Source organism: Dellaglioa sp. CoH-57-MRSF-19 (assembly GCF_056781975.1).
In genome coordinates this window covers 53,960-70,136 of the sequence record NZ_JBXAXW010000003.1, presented here as the reverse complement: position 1 = coordinate 70,136, position 16,177 = coordinate 53,960, and the positions used below count along the sequence as shown (strand labels likewise).

The window sequence follows — 16,177 nt, the reverse complement described above, 5'->3', positions numbered from 1 at the left end:
AACGTTGATTTAGAGGAGATTATAATGAACATTCGAGATTTAGAATATTATCAACAAATAATTAATTTGAGAAATTTTTCAAAAGTTGCTCATTTTTTTTCAGTTAGTCAACCAACAATCACAACTGCAATGAAACGCTTAGAAACTGAATTAGACACAAATCTGATTATTCGTGATCAATCACATCATCAAGTTTCTTTTACACCAAGTGGTGAACAATTCGCTGAACATGTTAATATTATTCTCAAAGAATTAACAATTGCTAACCAAGAAATTAACCAACTTAAAAATGAGCACGTTCGATTTGGATTACCACCTATTATAGGAACGTACTATTTTCCGCAAATTGTCAGCAATTTATTTAATTCAGGTCTGATTAATCATCTAGATACAGTTGAGAACGGTTCCCAAGCCCTACTTCTTCAGTTAATAAACGGATCATTAGATATGGCTTTATTAGGTTCCGTTAAACCAATAGAAGATGACCGCTTAATTGCCAGAAATTTTGCATCTAAACACTTCAAGATTATCGTTAGCAAACATCATCCACTTGCTTCAAGAGAATCCGTTAAATTTTCTGAACTTCGAAATGAAAAATTTATTATGCAAAATGAGGGTTTTGTTCATCCAATCGCTTTTAAAGAGTTAACAACAAAAAATCATTTCAAACCAAAGATTATCTATACAACAAGTGACAGTCAGATTATTAAAAAAATGGTTACCGAAAATGTTGGTATTGGTTTTTTAACAGAACTAGCATTGGATGCTGCAGATGATTTAGTCTCACTCCCCTTATCGGAATTAGATCAACCTAAATTTTTAATGTCACTCGTTTATCGTACAAGTCATATTTTAACGCCTACACAAGCAAAATTAATTGACGTTTTAATTGATCCTTCTATCTAATAAGAGAATAACTTATACCTTAAATATAAAGGTATAAGTTATTCTTTTTATTATTTATAGCACCGCTTGACTAAATATCATTGACTAAAGAAACGTATGTTCGTATAATTGGATATATGTTAAGGAGGTTTCCTCGAATGTACAATTATAGTAACGAACCTAGAAAAGTCATCTTTATGATTGATTCAAAATCTTTCTATGCTTCTGTCGAATCAGTTGCACGCGGTCTTAATCCATTACGCTCTATTCTCGTTGTTATGTCTACAGCAAAGAATACAGGTAGCGGGTTAGTACTAGCTGCTAGCCCTATGGCTAAGAAAATATTTGGTATCACAAACGTATCACGAGCTACTGATGTTCCAATTCATGATAAACGTTTAGTTGTTGCCCAACCCAGAATGAATCTTTACATAGAAGAGAACTTAAAAATCAATAAGCTATTTCAACAATTTGCCTCAAATGACGATATTCACCCATACTCTATCGATGAGTCAATTATTGATATGACGACTAGTTGGAAACTTTTCGGAAATAGTCCCTATGAAGTTGCTCGTAAAATTCAACTTGCGGTCAAAGGGGAAACAGGAATTTATACAACCGTTGGTATTGGTGATAATCCACTTCTTGCTAAATTAGCTCTGGATATTGAAGCAAAACATAACCATAGTTTAATTGCTGAATGGCATTATGAAGACGTCCCCGATAAGTTATGGCCAATAACACAACTTGACGATATCTGGTCAATTGGATCTAAAACTGCCGAAAAATTACAAAAAAATCATATCAATTCAATGAACGATTTAGCTCACTTCAACCCATATGAATTAAAAAACAAATTTGGCGTAATTGGTAGCCAATTATTTGCGTTTTCTTGGGGAATTGATCGTTCAATCATTCATGATAAATATACCCCCAAGGAAAAATCCTATGGTAATAGCCAAGTCTTACCAAAAGACTATGTTATCCAATCTGAAATTGAAGTCGTTATTCGTGAAATTGCAGAACAAGTAGCAGCACGATTACGTTCTCATCACAAAGTGGCTACTGTCATTAATTTAGGCATTGGATTTTCTTTAGCCGAAACGACAGATTCTGGAAAAAGATATTCAGGCTTTGGTAGTTCATTAAAAATTGATTCAACAAATAGTAATGCCCAAATCACAAAATATGCCATCGACCTATTTCGAAAAAAATGGCGTCATGAAGCTCTAAGACATATTAGTATTTCGTGTGGCAAATTAGTTGACGATAATAGTCAACAATTAGACATGTTTGACACTAATAATACGGAACAAAAGAATCACAACTTGGACAATACCATTGACATCATACGAAAAAAATATGGTTTTAAATCGATCGTAAAACTTTCCAGTAAGTCTGAAGGTGCAACAGCTATTTATCGCGCTGGGTTAGTCGGTGGCCATGCTGGGGGTAATACCTATGAGTAAAACAACTGATGTTGATGCAAATTTGATAAATCAATTTTTAAAATATGATTATCACGATCGCGGTATGATGAAATGGCAAGGATTCTATTTAAGCGACCATACATCGGCTCGAACAAAAAAATTAAACGAAGAGACACGAAAACAGAAATTAACACATGACATTAAGATGAATGATACTAAAATTGCAGAAGTAATCAATTTGGCAATCATTAAATCCACCCCTGTCACTGTTGATCTCACTAATAAAAATTTGGATGATACACTTTTAGAACCTATACAGGGACTCATTAATGGCTGGTATGAAGATAATATAATTATCAATCATATCACCGTTAAAATTAATGATATTCATGCAATATCATTAAGCCAAATGACTAATGGAGAAGGTAGAAGAAGTATATAAGTAGATAACTTCTACTTACTATACTTCTTCTACCTTTTTTGTTTGATTAATTATAAAAAAACCTCCAGTATTGGATTGGTCCAATACTGGAGGTTCACTTTACTATTTTTTTTATTAAGCTTCTGGTAAATCTAATGTTTCGATTTTTGAATCTAACACTGGAGCATCGTCAGCTTTTTTAACTTTTTTAGTTGTTTTCTTTGGTGCTGCTGATTCTTCCTTAACTTCTTTAGCAGGTTCTTCATCGGGTGCAAATAATTTTGCACGAACTTCTTGGTCCATATCATGTAACATATCAGGTTTTTGTTCCAAAATATTAACGACATTTGGTTTACCTTGACCTAAACGTTCGCCATGGTATGAGAACCATGACCCAGCTTTTTCAGCAATACCATTTTCAACAGCAAGATCTAAGATATCAGCAGTAGCTGAGATACCTGACCCGTACATCATATTTAATTCAGCAATCTTAAATGGTGGTGCTACCTTGTTTTTAACAACTTTAATAGTTGTTTCATTACCAATGACATCCGTACCATCTTTAATTTGTCCACGGCGACGAACATCTAAGCGAATTGTTGCGTAGAATTTTAAGGCACGGCCACCTGGTGTTGTTTCAGGGCTACCGAACATGACACCAACTTTTTCACGTAATTGATTAATAAAAATAACAGTTGTTCTTGTTTTGTTGATTGAACCAGCCAATTTACGGAGAGCTTGTGACATCATACGAGCTTGTAACCCAACATGAGCGTCACCCATTTCGCCTTCAATTTCTGCACGAGGAACTAAAGCTGCAACTGAATCGATAACGACAAGATCAACGGCACCACTGGATACCAAAGCATCTGCAATTTCTAATCCTTGTTCACCAGTATCTGGCTGTGATAATAGTAATCCATCAATATCAACACCTAATGCTGTTGCATATGCGGGATCCATGGCATTTTCAGCATCGATATAAGCAACTGTACCACCATTTTTTTGGACTTCTGCTGTTGCATGAAGTGCAATTGTTGTTTTACCAGAACTTTCTGGTCCGTATATTTCAACAATACGGCCTTTAGGAAAACCACCAACTCCCAATGCGTAATCCAATGATAAAATCCCAGTTGAAGTAACATCAATCTTCGTGTCAGCTTTGTCCCCCATCTTCATGATGGCACCTTGTCCGAATTCTTTTGTAATTGCTGATAACGCTTTTTCTAGTGCTGCTTCGCGTTCTTTACCGTCTTTTCTTTTGCCGTCTCCGGTTGCAATACTTCTGTTAGCCATAGTTAGTAACCATCCTCTCAATAGTAGAACATCTGTTCGTTTCCATTTACTTATCATACCTCATTAAAATTTATATCGCAAGCGTTAAATCATCTTTACCGAAAATAAAAAGAACGATGCAATTATCGTTCTTACTAGGTATCGATGTATTCAATTATACTGCATGCTCATTAATTAAGTACGCCATTTTCTTAAATAATTTCTATTTATTTAACTTATTCCATCGATTCAATCTGACTAATTGTCTCTTTTAAAACGCGTCTGAACGTTGCAAGATCCTGCCCTGTAACTTGCGTTTCCAATTTACTTTCCAATTGATTCCAAAAGTCACTATTAAAAGTTGTTAGACCTTTATACTTATCCGTAACAGATAAGTGAACAACTCGTTTATCTGTTATATCAGCCTTTTTTTCCACTAATCCTAATGTGATTAATTTTTTCAAATGGTAATTCGTATTTGGCGTTGATTGATTCAACAATTTTGAAACGCGTCCAATTGTTGGACTGTTCAACTGTTCGATCGCATTTAGATAATAAGTATCAATTGTCCCCAATTGTTTAATGTTCATTAGTCCATCTTGTTTCCCATACAAGCTCAACAACTGATTTAATTTGTTGAAAGTCCCACTTAACTCAATCATTTTGACCCTCCTAGTTATAGATCGCCTTAGTTCCCACCCAAAATAAAGCAAAAAATTATTGATTTCTAATACATAAATGTTTATTTGACTTATTATAATGTAAAAAGAGGCGTATACACAAGTAATACGTCCCCGATTTTAATAAAAATATGTTATCACTGAAAACGTTTAACTACCTGTAACTGTTGAACCTTGCCAGCTAAGCATTCCGCCATATACATCAACAACATCATAACCTTTTTCAAATAGGATATCTGCAGCTTGTGCACTACGACGTCCTGATCGACAAATAATATATGCTTTACCTGTTAATTCATAATCGTCAACTTCATCTAACGGAATATTAATTGACCCAGGAATATGGCCTTCAGCAAACTCGTCATCTTCTCGAACATCAATAATCTGTGGCTTTTGTGCTAATAATAGGTCAAGTTCCGTAGTCGTAATTGTTGGAATATCATCTTCAAAGTTCATTTAGTTACCCTCTTTTATTTAGTTATGGTTTTTATTAGTCTGTATCAATTTATTATCTATATTATCATATGTTTTTATTTCATATTTTTCAAATATTTAGATTTTAATATTGATAGATTTAGAAGGCTCTAAGGTAAGACTTACGTCTCTTTTTAATTGGGAACAGCGTAGGTTATAACATAATACTAAAAATGGGTACTAAAAAGCCACTCCATAATAACGGAGTGGCCTCTTTATATTTAATTATTACTATCATGTATCACATGTTGATAAGAAACTAAGTTCTTCTTTAATTTTCCAAAAATTTTAACCAATGAATCATGAGCACTTTCCGTTGAACGATCTTCGGCTAAGTACTGCCACGTTGAAATAATCAATAACAGTGACACAAAAATTAATGGGAACCCAGCTAATAAACAGATAGCTTGGATTGTTTTAAAACCACCAACGAAGACGATACCAAATGAGAATAACATGAAAATTCCCATCCAAACCAAGCGGTTAAACAAACTTGGTTGCTCTGTCGGTTTGAGTTTTGTACTAGTAAACGACGACACGATAAATGCAGATGATGAAATCGTCGTTGCTAAGAAGATAAAACATGAAATCGCATAGATAACTAACATTACGTATTTAAATGGCAATGTTGAAATAACTTGTGCAATTGCTGCAGCTTGACCATATACATTCAGTGTATGAATTAAATCAGCAGCTCCACTTTGTTGTAAATAGAGTGAATAACCACCTAAGATTGCGTAGAAACTCATACATCCTAAAGCACCATACGCAAGCATCCCTAATATCACCTGACGAATCGTTCGTCCACGCGAAATTCTAGCAATGAATAAGCCCATGAATGGCATGAAAGTTAACCACCAACCCCAATAGAAAATAGTTTCCGATTTAACAGGGTCAATCGCATGACCTAATCCTGAAGCTGTCCCTGTACTCATTGCTACAAACTGAGTAACCATCAGTACAAGACTGTTACCTTCTGACTTCAAAATATAAACCGTTGGTCCAACTAACAGAACAATTAACAAAAAGCCAATGGCTGTCCAAATATGAGCTGAACTCAATCGATCAATCCCACCCTTAATTCCTTTAAACATGGTTAACGTGAAAATGCTGAACAGGACAACAAATAATGCTAATTTTAAAAGTATTGTATCTTGGACTCCCGTTAATGTTGCGATAATTTTTGATAATACAGGTATTTCCATCCCAACTGATGAACCAACACCGCCCATAATACCGAAAACGACAAGAAAATCAATTATTTTTCGTAAGATTTTTTTATAAGGCTGATCCCCTTTTAACATAGGAATCACATCACTAACACACATAACTTTCGCTTTTTTAACGTACATAACGTATGAAATAATTACAGCTGAAGATGCAAACATCATCCACGCCATTGGACCCCAATCAAATTGACCTAACATGTGAGCATTTTGATAATTAGCAGGAGACATCGCTTTAGCACCAAACAAAGGTTGTTGCACGTAGCGAAGTGGATCAACCATGCTAAGCATTAAAATACTGGCATCAATGGCCGTCGCAAATACCATACTACCCCATTTAAAATCACTGTATGCCGGCTTTTCGCCTTTATTACCCAATGTAATTTTGCCATAATGGCTTAATGCAATATATAAAAAGAAAACAAAATTGAGAATATAGATACCAAGGTAAGCCCAACTCAAGTGGGCCGTAATAGCATCCATTATTGAACCTAATTCTGCCTTCAAACCAGACCCACCGAGTAATAATCCAACTGATACTAAAATAAATAATGCCACAGTCGGTAAAAACATTTTTTTGTCGATATTCTGTTTTTCTAAAATAAAAATTTCCTCCTAAATTTTAGAGCACGATCTTTAATTCATCGCCGTACTCACTCCGATAATTCTGCTTTTAATTGCACAAAAAAAGCACACTGATACAGTTTCTCCACTAGGGATATCTGCACAGCGTGCTTGTTAGCTTTGCTATCTTATACAAATACTCATAACGTAAATTATAATATTCTATCGAATCACTTACCTGGACTCACGTCACCGTTATCATCTAGATAACGAATAATTCGTGCCGGGTTACCCGCAATTACGAGATCATCACCAAACGATTTTGTGACCACAGATCCAGCGCCGACAACGACTCGATTACCAATCGTAACTCCTGGTAAAATCGTGACGTGTCCACCCATCCAGACACTATCACCAACCGTAATTGGTTTACCCATTTCAACATCCGCATCACGTAATTTTGCAGATAAGGGGTGTACTGGCGTGTAAAATCCAACGTCTGGTCCAATGTAACAATGATCACCAATTGTGATTGGACAAGTGTCCAACATCGTTAAATGGTAGTTCGCATAAAAGTGATTTCCGATATGAATATTAAATCCATAATCAAATTCGATTCCCGTTTCGGCCCAAAAGTCTTCACCGGAATCAGCCAATAATGCTTTAATATTTGTATTTTGTTGCTTATTATCGTCAAGCTGGTTAATTGTCCGCAGTTTTCTCCGAATCAGTTCTCGTCGTTCAACTAGTTCAGGATCCAACTGCTCATACGGTTCACCATCTGACATCTTTTCTCTCTCAGTTTTTATCATGTTATAAGAATACCACTTATGTCATGATTTGTTAAATAGAAATTTATTTTCTATAAACACAGTAAAATAAAGCTATTTTATTAACATTAATTGAATTGGATTAATTTTAATTAGAGTAAATTTTAACCCTATTATTACAGAAAAATCTTCTAATAACAATTCACAGCATATTCGCTGTTCATCAATCATTAGAAGATTTATTTAACTTATTTTATCAACAAATAGTTGTGTTATTTGTTTAGGTCTTGTAATAACGCCACCGACAACTGCCGAAAATGCGCCAATATCAAATGCTCTCTTAACTTCTTCTGGAGTCGTTGTATGACCCTCCATAATAACAGGGATTTTAAGATTTTTAATTAACTTTTCTAGTAAATCAAAATCTGGGCTATCCCTTTCGTCCGTATATTCTGTATATCCTGACATCGTTGTAGAAACCATATCAAATCCATTTTTTTCAGCCATAACGCCTTCTTCATAATTAGAAATATCTGCCATGGCTAATCTATTTCCTTCATGAATTTTATTGACTAAATCAGTTACCTTTTCATTATGAGGCCGTTGTCTAACCGTTGCATCTAATGCAATAATCTCAGCGTCAGTTTCCAGTAATTCATCTACTTCTTTCATCGTTGCTGTAATATAGACTTCTGAATCTGCATAATCTCGTTTGATTATGCCAATCAACGGTAATTTTACTTGTTTTTTAATTTCTACAATATCAGAAACTGAATTTGCTCGTATCCCCACAGCACCACCCATCTCAGCTGCAAGGGCCATTCTCCCCATGATAAATGAACTAAATAATGGTTCACCTTCTAGTGCCTGACAAGAAACAACTAACCCATTCTTTATTTCATCTAAATTCATCATATTATCTCCCTTTATATATCACTAGCATTTGTCTCAATAACTTGTTTATACCAATCAAAACTATCTTTCTTGTAACGTTTCAATGAGCCATTTCCATCGTCATCTTGATCAACATAAATGAACCCATAACGTTTACTCATTTCTGAAGTTGATGCGCTAATTAAATCAATGCAGCCCCACATTGTGTACCCCATTAAATCAACACCATCCATAACAGCTTCTTTCATTTGAATGATATGTTCTTCAAGATACTTAATGCGATAGTCATCATGAACTTTGCCATCATCGCCTAACTTATCTAGGGCCCCAATTCCATTTTCAACAATAAATAGTGGCACACGGTAACGATCCCACATTGCATTCAATGTGATTCTTAATCCAATGGGATCAATTTGCCAACCCCAGTCACTTGTTTCTAAGTAAGGATTTTTTTCACCATTAATCATATTTCCTAACGATGTATCACCCGTTTTGCCAGCTGAAGTGACCGTTGACATATAATAACTAAAACTAAGGAACGCAACTTTGCCCATTTTAAGAATAGCTTCATCCCCTGGCTCCATCACAATATGAACATCATTTTCTTTGAAATAGCGGTTCATGTATTCAGGGTATTCGCCGCGGACTTGAACATCGGTGAAGAACAAGTTTAAATTATCATTTTCTTGAGCGGCACGAACATCTGCTGGATTAGGCGTTGATGGATAAGTTTGCATTCTAGCAAGCATACAACCTACCACAAAATCAGGATTAATTTTCCGTGCTTGTTCAACTACCAAAGCACTTGCGATAAATTGGTGATGAACAGCTTGATACCGAATTTGTAATTGTTCTCTCTGTGTTAATTCACTGTCAACAGCACCCGTTTCCATGAAACCAAATGAGCTAACATTAATTTCGTTAAACGTTAACCAATATTTAACCTTATCTTTAAAACGGTTAAGTACAACGTCCGTGTAATGTGTAAAACTAGCAATTGTGTCACGGCTTACCCACCCATTTTGTTTAACTGTCAAATCAAGTGGCATTTCATAATGCGATAATGTGACAACAGGTTCAATATCATACTTAGCTAACTCATCAAAAACGCGGTCATAAAATGCTAACCCAGCTTCATTGGGTTCCGTTTCATTACCATTTGGAAAAATTCGTGCCCATGCCATAGACATCCGGTATGTTTTAAAACCCATTTCTGCAAATAATTTAATATCTTCTTTATAATTATGATAGAAATCAATCCCACGACGTTTTGGATAATGGTCAGTGGTTTTATCGTCCATCGCTTCTTCAATGACTTTCATTGTGACAGAACCAAGATTCATTTCTGTTCTTTTTTCAGATTTACGAATAACTTCAGCAGTAGTCATCCCTTTGCCATCTAAATCCCAGCCACCTTCAACTTGGTTTGCAGCTGTTGCGCCACCCCATAAGAAACCTTTTTTAAACCCTTTTGGATAATCTGTTTTATACATATTAATACACTCCTTCAAAGTTTTTTGTTTAACTTATGTATCTGTGAACTATTTCAAATAGAGGTTTTACTAGTTTTTTTCAAAAAAATTACCTATTGATAACTAAACAAATAGTTATCAATAGGTAATGCCTGATCGAATCAGTTACAGCCCTTATTTGACAAATTAAGTATATCAAATATAGTAAGCGCTGTCAAAGTTAGTTTAAAGGCTTACTCACCTTGCCTTATTTTTTCAATAACCTGAATAATATTAAACGTATCCTGTAGGCTATGTCGCTCACAAGTCTTTGCACCAATTTCAACTAGATTAATAAAAGCTTGAATTTCAAGCGTCATATCATCTCCAACGATACTATAGTCCCGATTAATTTTTTGTCCATCATTTAATTCAATCGTATATTTTTCAATTCGATTATACATTGGAATAACGATACGACCTTGTTGCCCAACAATAATCGCAACTCGCGGTTTAGCTTCATTTATTGCGCCTTCAATGAGTGCCTGAGCGCCTTTTTCAAAATGTATCGTTGCTGAAAATTTTTCATCAATCCCATTATGCATGTCTAATTTTGATTCAATATGCGAAATATCTGAACCTAAAATTTCTAACACAAAACCAATTGGATAAGTACCGATATCGTTCAAAGCACCACCCTGTCCTTTTTGAAGTAAATATGAAGTTGCTTTTTGAGATGGAATGGCATTAGAACAAAAGTTAGCTGACATGGTTTGGATGGGTCCGATTGAAGCTAAATCTTGTTTTAAATGATCCATACCGATGTTAAATTTTGTTTTAAACGCTTCAACAAATAAGGTTTGATTTTCACTTGAAGCTAATTCAATTTCTTTCATATCTGTCGTTGTTAGTACAGCCGGTTTTTCACAAAATACCGGAATATTTAGCTTCAACGCCTTTAGTGACCACTCTTTATGCAACATATGTGGCAATGCGATATAAACGCCATCAATCGAATCATCGCCTAAAAGAGCTTGATATGAATCATAAATGGTTATATCTGGATTATTCGCTTTAAACACATCGTCATTAAATAATGACTTTGATCCAATTGCTGTAACTTGTCCATTTTTTGTATATCGAATACTTTCATAAAATCGCTTTGCAATATTACCGTAACCAATAATTCCAAAATTCATTGTTCTTATCTCCATTTCTATTTAACCGTTTTCATTAATTATAGCCGACTCATACAGTATGCACCAAATTAAATTTCAAACTCAAAAAGGTCACCCCATTTCCGGGGTGACCTTCTCGTGATTCAATCTTATTTTTTAACCTACAAGTTCAATTTTGTTTCCTTCAGGGTCCAAAATGACTGCTTCATAATAGCCATCCCCTGTTGTCCGAGGGCCACTAACAACTTCTATTCCAGATTTTTTAAAATCAATCACCATTTGATCAACGGTCACATGATTCTCAACAGAAAAGGCTAAATGTGCATAACCAAATCCATCAGGATAGCGATCTGTAATATCCGTTCTCGTCATAATTTCTAATCTTGCTTGACCATCTGGAAAGCTCAAAAAGTATGACGAAAATCCTTTAGTCCCATTGTCATAACGCACACCAAAAGTTGCCTTAAAATTAGTCACATAAAAATCACGCATTGCTTCAAGATTTTCTACCCATAAACCAACGTGTTCGATTTTCATTTGCTTAAACCTCCGTTGTTTCAATCGGAAAAACTAATTCAAATTCCTCACAAACCACTGGCATTGTCTCATCAAATGTCTTATTAACACTTTCTAATTCTTCTTCAAAAAAAGATTGATGAACACTTCGCCAATAAGCTAAATTTCTATCGCCTTCGCCTTCAAGAAAAGCATGCTCTTCTGTAACTTCGTTAAATGGTGTCACATAAACTTTTATTGTTTTCGTAATCGCCATTGGATTATCTTTATAATCAACAATGACATTGTAATCGCCAACTTTTGGTAAAGGTTCTTCATCAAAATATAAATTATAAGCTGACGATGTCCCTGTTTTAAGACCATCTAAAACTAATTTACCTAATTCTAACGTTTCTTTCTTAGTGACGCCAAATGACCATGCATCATAATTATCATGTTCAATTTTATTTGCCTTTTTAAATGCTTGCCAATACTCATAAATTGTCATATGAACTCTCCTTCAAGAATTTAATCTTCTGCGTTTAATATATCTAAGAACAACTCACCATATTTTTCCAATTTACTTTCACCAACACCTTTAACATCCAACATATCAGTTAACGTTTCCGGCATAACCTCACACATTGAATATAACGTTTTATCAGAGAAGATAACAAATGGCGGTACACCTTGTTCCTCTGCTAATTCGCGACGTAATTGTCTTAATTCTTCAAATAGTTCATTATCTTCAGGTAATGCTTGTTTAACTTTTACAGCCATTTTACGTGTAACTTTAGTTTCACCTTTTAAGACGCCAACTCCTTCTGCAGCAAGTTGCAGAACCGGATATTGGCCGCTTGAAGCCTGTAAAAAACCTGACGCAACTAAATAATCAATCAATCCAGAAACTTCCTTCTGCGATTGATCTTTCATCAGTCCATACGTAGGTAATTCATCAAATCTAAACTGCATCACCTTTTGGACTTTTGAACCTGTTAAAACTTGTGCGACTAACCCTTTACCAAAATGTTCACCCATCCGTTTTACACATGATAAAACCTTTTGGGCATCAATCGAAATATCTTGTGCATCTCGTGTATCCAAGCAATTGCCGCAACGGCCACATTCTGGTGCTTCATCGCCAAAATAATTCACAATTGTCTGTTGTAAACACTGTTGCGTGTTTGCGTATTGCGTCATTTCTTGTAATTTTAAATACTCATGTTTTTTATTAACATCATCCATTTCAGATTGGTCAATGAAAAAATGTTGAATCTGAACATCTTTTAAATTAAAAAGTAAAATTGCTTCACTTGGCAAGCCATCTCGTCCAGCACGTCCGGCTTCTTGATAATAAGCTTCTAAACTACCAGGTATCTGATCATGGATTACAAATCGAACATTACTTTTATCAATTCCCATCCCAAATGCATTCGTCGCAATCATTACCTGAACACGATCGTACAAGAAGTCTTCCTGATTCTGACGACGTTCATCTTCTTGCAACCCGCCGTGATACATCGCCACTTTAATCTTAGCTTTTTTTATTAATTTCGTTAACCGTTCGACTTCTTTACGCGTACTTGCATAAATAATACCAGATTGTTGTTTCTGTCCCTTTAAATACTCGAGTAAGAAACGATCACTATTTTGATCTTTAACGACTTGGAAGGCTAAATTTTCACGTGAAAACCCAGTTTTAACTTCATGTATAATCGATAATCGTTGCATAATATCCGCAGCTACTTGAGTTGTCGCTGTCGCTGTTAATGCAATAATCGTCGGATTCGAATTCAAACGTTGAATCGTTTCCGTTAAGCGTAAATAACTAGGACGGAAATCGTGCCCCCATTGTGAGATACAGTGCGCTTCATCAATAGCGACAAGATCAATTCTTAATTCCGCTAAATCTGCCATAAAACCATCAGAATCTAATCGTTCTGGTGACACATAAAGTAACTTAACTTCACCACGAGCAGCTTGATTAAAGCGTTCACGAACCTCCGTGTAATCTAGCGTACTATTGATAAAGGTTGCTGGAATGCCATTTTCATTTAAAGCATCAACTTGATCCTTCATTAAAGAAATTAAAGGAGATATCACTAACGTTAGTCCATCTAATATAAGTGCTGGAATTTGGTAACATAGCGATTTTCCGCCGCCTGTAGGCATAATAGCTAAAACATCTTCACCCGTTAGAATACGATCAATAACTTCTTTTTGACCTTGGCGAAAATTGTCGTACCCAAATTTTTCTTTTAAAACTGATTGTGGATTCATATAATCCTTTCTCTTTGCTCATTTTCTCAGATAATTCTATGTCTTTAAATTATAGCATAGGTTAAGACGCCACAGATGTTTTAGAAAGTGTTTTAATGACCGCTTCAACATCACCCAAATCATTCATTAGTCCCGCGGGATTTTGTTGAGCTGCCCTAAGTTTAGTCATATAATCAACGACAATTGTCGAATCACTAACACTACTTGTGTCTTCAATTCGATAATAAAGATAGTGAATTGAATTAACTTTAGGTTCAAGGATAACGCTTAGATACCAAGTGTTATCTCCAATTTCAATAGTTGCCGTTTCCTTAAAATGACCATATTCTTCTTGTAATTTGCCTTGAATTTGTCCAATCTCAATTGGAACCGTGGCAGGCATTGGTCCTCCAGAATACGCATCTGACGTATTTAATTGTACCTTAGTGCCACGTACTTTCGAATTTTTAAGATTAAATACAACTTTCATATTTGATGCATCTTTGGACCCTTTTTTAATGGTCCAATCAGCGGGTGTAGCATAATTTTTATGCGGTAATATAGCATCACCACCGACGACTATTTTTGCTTGGACTGGTAAGCCATTTGTTCCTGCGTTAATTTTGTATTTTTGGGTTAATTTTATATTTTCTGTCGGTTGAATTCGACTGATTTCTGCCCAACTAGCCGGTTGTGTATCTTTAACTTGAATTAATGTTTTAAATCCTAAGATACCTAAAAAAACTACCATCAAAAAACCGATTGATATTAACATATTTTTCTTCATGCCAAAAATCTCCTAACCTGTTACGCCTCTATTATTAAAGCTTTTTCTCGTAGTATATCGCTAATATTATTGAAATGATTATTATATTCGTATACAAAAAGAAAAGTAGTGCACCAATCCATAATAACGTACTTACTTTTAGAAATGCCCACAAAATGATAAACCCAAACGCTAGAATTAAAATCATGCTATTCATAATTTTTCCAATCATTGCGTTCACAGACTGATCAATTAACTTATTTCGTTCATCCACATTCTCCAGCTGTTCTTCTTTCAGTCCTTTTTTAGAAAAAGTTATATAAAATTGATAGGCCGCAATTCCAAATGATAAGACAACATTAATAAATGATCTAATCAATTTTGACCAATCAAAAGCATCTTTAAAATCTAAGTTCATTATCCAAATTGAGGCAATCCCCACAAACATAAAAAATAAACCTACAAAAAAATGTCGATAACTATAGATTTTCATTTTAATTCTCCTCCATCTCTAAATTTTCCTTTAGCTGAAATAACGCTTCAATCTGACAATCAAACAATAAACTCAAACGATAGGCCAACATTATAGATGGCTTATATTTACCTTTTTCAAGTGAGATAATTGTTCGACTAGAAACTTGAACTTTCTCAGCTAACTGTTCCTGTGTTAATTCAAGCTTAGTTCTGTATTCTTTAACTTTATTTTGCATAATGAACACCTTTCAATATGAAATATACTTCATGTGAAGTTAACTTCATAATATAATAATTATTTTCTTAAGTCAACTAGCTGATTATTTCTGGCACCAAGCATATCAATATAAATTTCTATTTATTTATACTATAATTAAATAAACATCGTCAGATTAACTAATTTAATAATCTAACGATGTCTTTTAACTAAATAAAACGTTTTAAAAAGGAGGATTAAGCATATGGTTCAATCATACAAAAATTTCTGGGAAAATATTTTTAATTTTTCTGACACATCGAATAGATCAGACTATTGGTGGCCTACGATTATTAATAGTATTCTAGGAGCAATTATTATTTATTTTTATACGTCACTCGTTGGCCATCCTATCGATTCGATTTATAATTTTAGTGAACTTACTTTTATGACAAGTCGAAATATTGTTATGTTTATCGTCTGGATTGCAAACTTTGCTGTTTCAGTTCGTCGTTTACATGATACTGATCGTTCTGGTTGGTGGATTTTAATCCAATTCGTTCCATTAGTCGGTAGTATTTGGTTCTTTATTTTAATGGTTTTACCCAGAAAATCAAATCGCTGGGGTTAAATTATATTGATACTCGATTATTAATAAGAGGTGCTGATAAAATTTATCAGCACCTCTTTTGTTTACGGAAAATTAAAAAGATAGCACTGTAATCGACTAACTTGATTA

General features: G+C 34.6%; 18 protein-coding genes. 4 read left to right on the top strand and 14 right to left on the bottom strand.

Annotated elements, in window-relative coordinates; all coding sequences use genetic code 11:
- Positions 1-24: 24 nt before the first annotated feature.
- From AC1RO3_RS04090 to AC1RO3_RS04080, 3 genes are all read left to right on the top strand, one after another.
- A complete protein-coding gene (locus tag AC1RO3_RS04090; RefSeq protein WP_481761581.1) occupies positions 25-906 on the top strand; it encodes a LysR family transcriptional regulator in 882 nt (293 codons plus the stop codon).
- A 137-nt stretch (positions 907-1,043) separates the two neighbouring features.
- Complete coding sequence (locus AC1RO3_RS04085) at positions 1,044-2,354, top strand: Y-family DNA polymerase (RefSeq protein ID WP_481761582.1); 1,311 nt, start codon at positions 1,044-1,046, stop codon at positions 2,352-2,354.
- Positions 2,329-2,757, top strand: coding sequence for a hypothetical protein (locus tag AC1RO3_RS04080; RefSeq protein ID WP_481763897.1), 429 nt, complete (start codon positions 2,329-2,331; stop codon positions 2,755-2,757). Before AC1RO3_RS04085 ends, AC1RO3_RS04080 begins: the two co-directional genes overlap by 26 nt.
- A 114-nt stretch (positions 2,758-2,871) precedes the next feature.
- On the opposite strand, the gene recA is transcribed toward AC1RO3_RS04080, so the two are convergent.
- The 14 genes from recA to AC1RO3_RS04010 all read right to left on the bottom strand — a co-directional run bounded on the left by recA (position 2,872) and on the right by AC1RO3_RS04010 (position 15,478).
- Positions 2,872-4,032, bottom strand: a complete 1,161-nt coding sequence (gene recA, locus AC1RO3_RS04075) for a recombinase RecA (RefSeq protein WP_481761584.1) — start codon at positions 4,030-4,032, stop codon at positions 2,872-2,874.
- Between the two features lie 215 nt (positions 4,033-4,247).
- A complete protein-coding gene (locus AC1RO3_RS04070; RefSeq protein ID WP_409022061.1) occupies positions 4,248-4,673 on the bottom strand; it encodes a MarR family winged helix-turn-helix transcriptional regulator in 426 nt (141 codons plus the stop codon).
- Between the two features lie 168 nt (positions 4,674-4,841).
- Positions 4,842-5,147, bottom strand: coding sequence for a rhodanese-like domain-containing protein (locus tag AC1RO3_RS04065; RefSeq protein ID WP_481761585.1), 306 nt, complete (start codon positions 5,145-5,147; stop codon positions 4,842-4,844).
- Positions 5,148-5,386: 239 nt separating this feature from the next.
- Positions 5,387-6,964, bottom strand: coding sequence for a BCCT family transporter (locus tag AC1RO3_RS04060; RefSeq protein ID WP_481761586.1), 1,578 nt, complete (start codon positions 6,962-6,964; stop codon positions 5,387-5,389).
- A gap of 221 nt (positions 6,965-7,185) precedes the next feature.
- Positions 7,186-7,767, bottom strand: a complete 582-nt coding sequence (locus AC1RO3_RS04055) for a sugar O-acetyltransferase (protein ID WP_409022058.1) — start codon at positions 7,765-7,767, stop codon at positions 7,186-7,188.
- A 201-nt stretch (positions 7,768-7,968) separates the two neighbouring features.
- Complete coding sequence (locus AC1RO3_RS04050; RefSeq protein WP_481761587.1) at positions 7,969-8,640, bottom strand: N-acetylmannosamine-6-phosphate 2-epimerase; 672 nt, start codon at positions 8,638-8,640, stop codon at positions 7,969-7,971.
- 11 nt (positions 8,641-8,651) lie between these two features.
- Positions 8,652-10,112, bottom strand: coding sequence for a glycoside hydrolase family 1 protein (locus tag AC1RO3_RS04045; protein WP_481761588.1), 1,461 nt, complete (start codon positions 10,110-10,112; stop codon positions 8,652-8,654).
- Positions 10,113-10,324: 212 nt separating this feature from the next.
- Positions 10,325-11,269: a Gfo/Idh/MocA family protein gene (locus AC1RO3_RS04040; RefSeq protein WP_481761589.1), complete on the bottom strand. Its 945-nt coding sequence runs from the start codon at positions 11,267-11,269 to the stop codon at positions 10,325-10,327.
- Between the two features lie 135 nt (positions 11,270-11,404).
- Positions 11,405-11,785 carry a VOC family protein gene (locus tag AC1RO3_RS04035; protein ID WP_481761590.1) on the bottom strand — a complete coding sequence of 127 codons (381 nt, stop codon included), beginning with the start codon at positions 11,783-11,785 and terminating at the stop codon, positions 11,405-11,407.
- 4 nt (positions 11,786-11,789) lie between these two features.
- A complete protein-coding gene (locus AC1RO3_RS04030) occupies positions 11,790-12,251 on the bottom strand; it encodes an ASCH domain-containing protein (RefSeq protein ID WP_481761591.1) in 462 nt (153 codons plus the stop codon).
- A 20-nt stretch (positions 12,252-12,271) separates the two neighbouring features.
- Positions 12,272-14,023 (bottom strand): DNA helicase RecQ, encoded by a 1,752-nt coding sequence (gene recQ, locus AC1RO3_RS04025; RefSeq protein ID WP_481761592.1) that lies wholly within the window; start codon positions 14,021-14,023, stop codon positions 12,272-12,274.
- A 61-nt stretch (positions 14,024-14,084) separates the two neighbouring features.
- Positions 14,085-14,789 carry a hypothetical protein gene (locus AC1RO3_RS04020; protein ID WP_481761593.1) on the bottom strand — a complete coding sequence of 235 codons (705 nt, stop codon included), beginning with the start codon at positions 14,787-14,789 and terminating at the stop codon, positions 14,085-14,087.
- A gap of 34 nt (positions 14,790-14,823) precedes the next feature.
- Positions 14,824-15,261 carry a hypothetical protein gene (locus tag AC1RO3_RS04015; RefSeq protein WP_481761594.1) on the bottom strand — a complete coding sequence of 146 codons (438 nt, stop codon included), beginning with the start codon at positions 15,259-15,261 and terminating at the stop codon, positions 14,824-14,826.
- Position 15,262: 1 nt separating this feature from the next.
- A complete protein-coding gene (locus tag AC1RO3_RS04010; RefSeq protein WP_481761595.1) occupies positions 15,263-15,478 on the bottom strand; it encodes a helix-turn-helix transcriptional regulator in 216 nt (71 codons plus the stop codon).
- A 225-nt stretch (positions 15,479-15,703) separates the two neighbouring features.
- On the opposite strand from AC1RO3_RS04010, the gene AC1RO3_RS04005 reads away from it, so the two are divergent.
- Positions 15,704-16,069, top strand: coding sequence for a DUF805 domain-containing protein (locus AC1RO3_RS04005; protein ID WP_481761596.1), 366 nt, complete (start codon positions 15,704-15,706; stop codon positions 16,067-16,069).
- The last annotated feature ends 108 nt before the right edge of the window (positions 16,070-16,177 follow it).

Excerpts from the sequence above, each read along its gene's own strand:
- AC1RO3_RS04090 (WP_481761581.1), top strand. The coding sequence starts at position 25 with ATGAACATTCGAGATTTAGAATATTATCAACAAATAATTAATTTGAGA.
- AC1RO3_RS04060 (WP_481761586.1), bottom strand. The coding sequence starts at position 6,964 with ATGTTTTTACCGACTGTGGCATTATTTATTTTAGTATCAGTTGGATTA.
- AC1RO3_RS04035 (WP_481761590.1), bottom strand. The coding sequence starts at position 11,785 with ATGAAAATCGAACACGTTGGTTTATGGGTAGAAAATCTTGAAGCAATG.
- AC1RO3_RS04055 (WP_409022058.1), bottom strand. The coding sequence starts at position 7,767 with ATGATAAAAACTGAGAGAGAAAAGATGTCAGATGGTGAACCGTATGAG.
- AC1RO3_RS04085 (WP_481761582.1), top strand. The coding sequence starts at position 1,044 with ATGTACAATTATAGTAACGAACCTAGAAAAGTCATCTTTATGATTGAT.
- AC1RO3_RS04070 (WP_409022061.1), bottom strand. The coding sequence starts at position 4,673 with ATGATTGAGTTAAGTGGGACTTTCAACAAATTAAATCAGTTGTTGAGC.
- AC1RO3_RS04005 (WP_481761596.1), top strand. The coding sequence starts at position 15,704 with ATGGTTCAATCATACAAAAATTTCTGGGAAAATATTTTTAATTTTTCT.
- AC1RO3_RS04020 (WP_481761593.1), bottom strand. The coding sequence starts at position 14,789 with ATGAAGAAAAATATGTTAATATCAATCGGTTTTTTGATGGTAGTTTTT.
- AC1RO3_RS04050 (WP_481761587.1), bottom strand. The coding sequence starts at position 8,640 with ATGATGAATTTAGATGAAATAAAGAATGGGTTAGTTGTTTCTTGTCAG.
- AC1RO3_RS04010 (WP_481761595.1), bottom strand. The coding sequence starts at position 15,478 with ATGCAAAATAAAGTTAAAGAATACAGAACTAAGCTTGAATTAACACAG.
- recQ (WP_481761592.1), bottom strand. The coding sequence starts at position 14,023 with ATGAATCCACAATCAGTTTTAAAAGAAAAATTTGGGTACGACAATTTT.
- AC1RO3_RS04030 (WP_481761591.1), bottom strand. The coding sequence starts at position 12,251 with ATGACAATTTATGAGTATTGGCAAGCATTTAAAAAGGCAAATAAAATT.
- AC1RO3_RS04065 (WP_481761585.1), bottom strand. The coding sequence starts at position 5,147 with ATGAACTTTGAAGATGATATTCCAACAATTACGACTACGGAACTTGAC.
- AC1RO3_RS04015 (WP_481761594.1), bottom strand. The coding sequence starts at position 15,261 with ATGAAAATCTATAGTTATCGACATTTTTTTGTAGGTTTATTTTTTATG.
- AC1RO3_RS04040 (WP_481761589.1), bottom strand. The coding sequence starts at position 11,269 with ATGAATTTTGGAATTATTGGTTACGGTAATATTGCAAAGCGATTTTAT.
- AC1RO3_RS04045 (WP_481761588.1), bottom strand. The coding sequence starts at position 10,112 with ATGTATAAAACAGATTATCCAAAAGGGTTTAAAAAAGGTTTCTTATGG.
- recA (WP_481761584.1), bottom strand. The coding sequence starts at position 4,032 with ATGGCTAACAGAAGTATTGCAACCGGAGACGGCAAAAGAAAAGACGGT.
- AC1RO3_RS04080 (WP_481763897.1), top strand. The coding sequence starts at position 2,329 with ATGCTGGGGGTAATACCTATGAGTAAAACAACTGATGTTGATGCAAAT.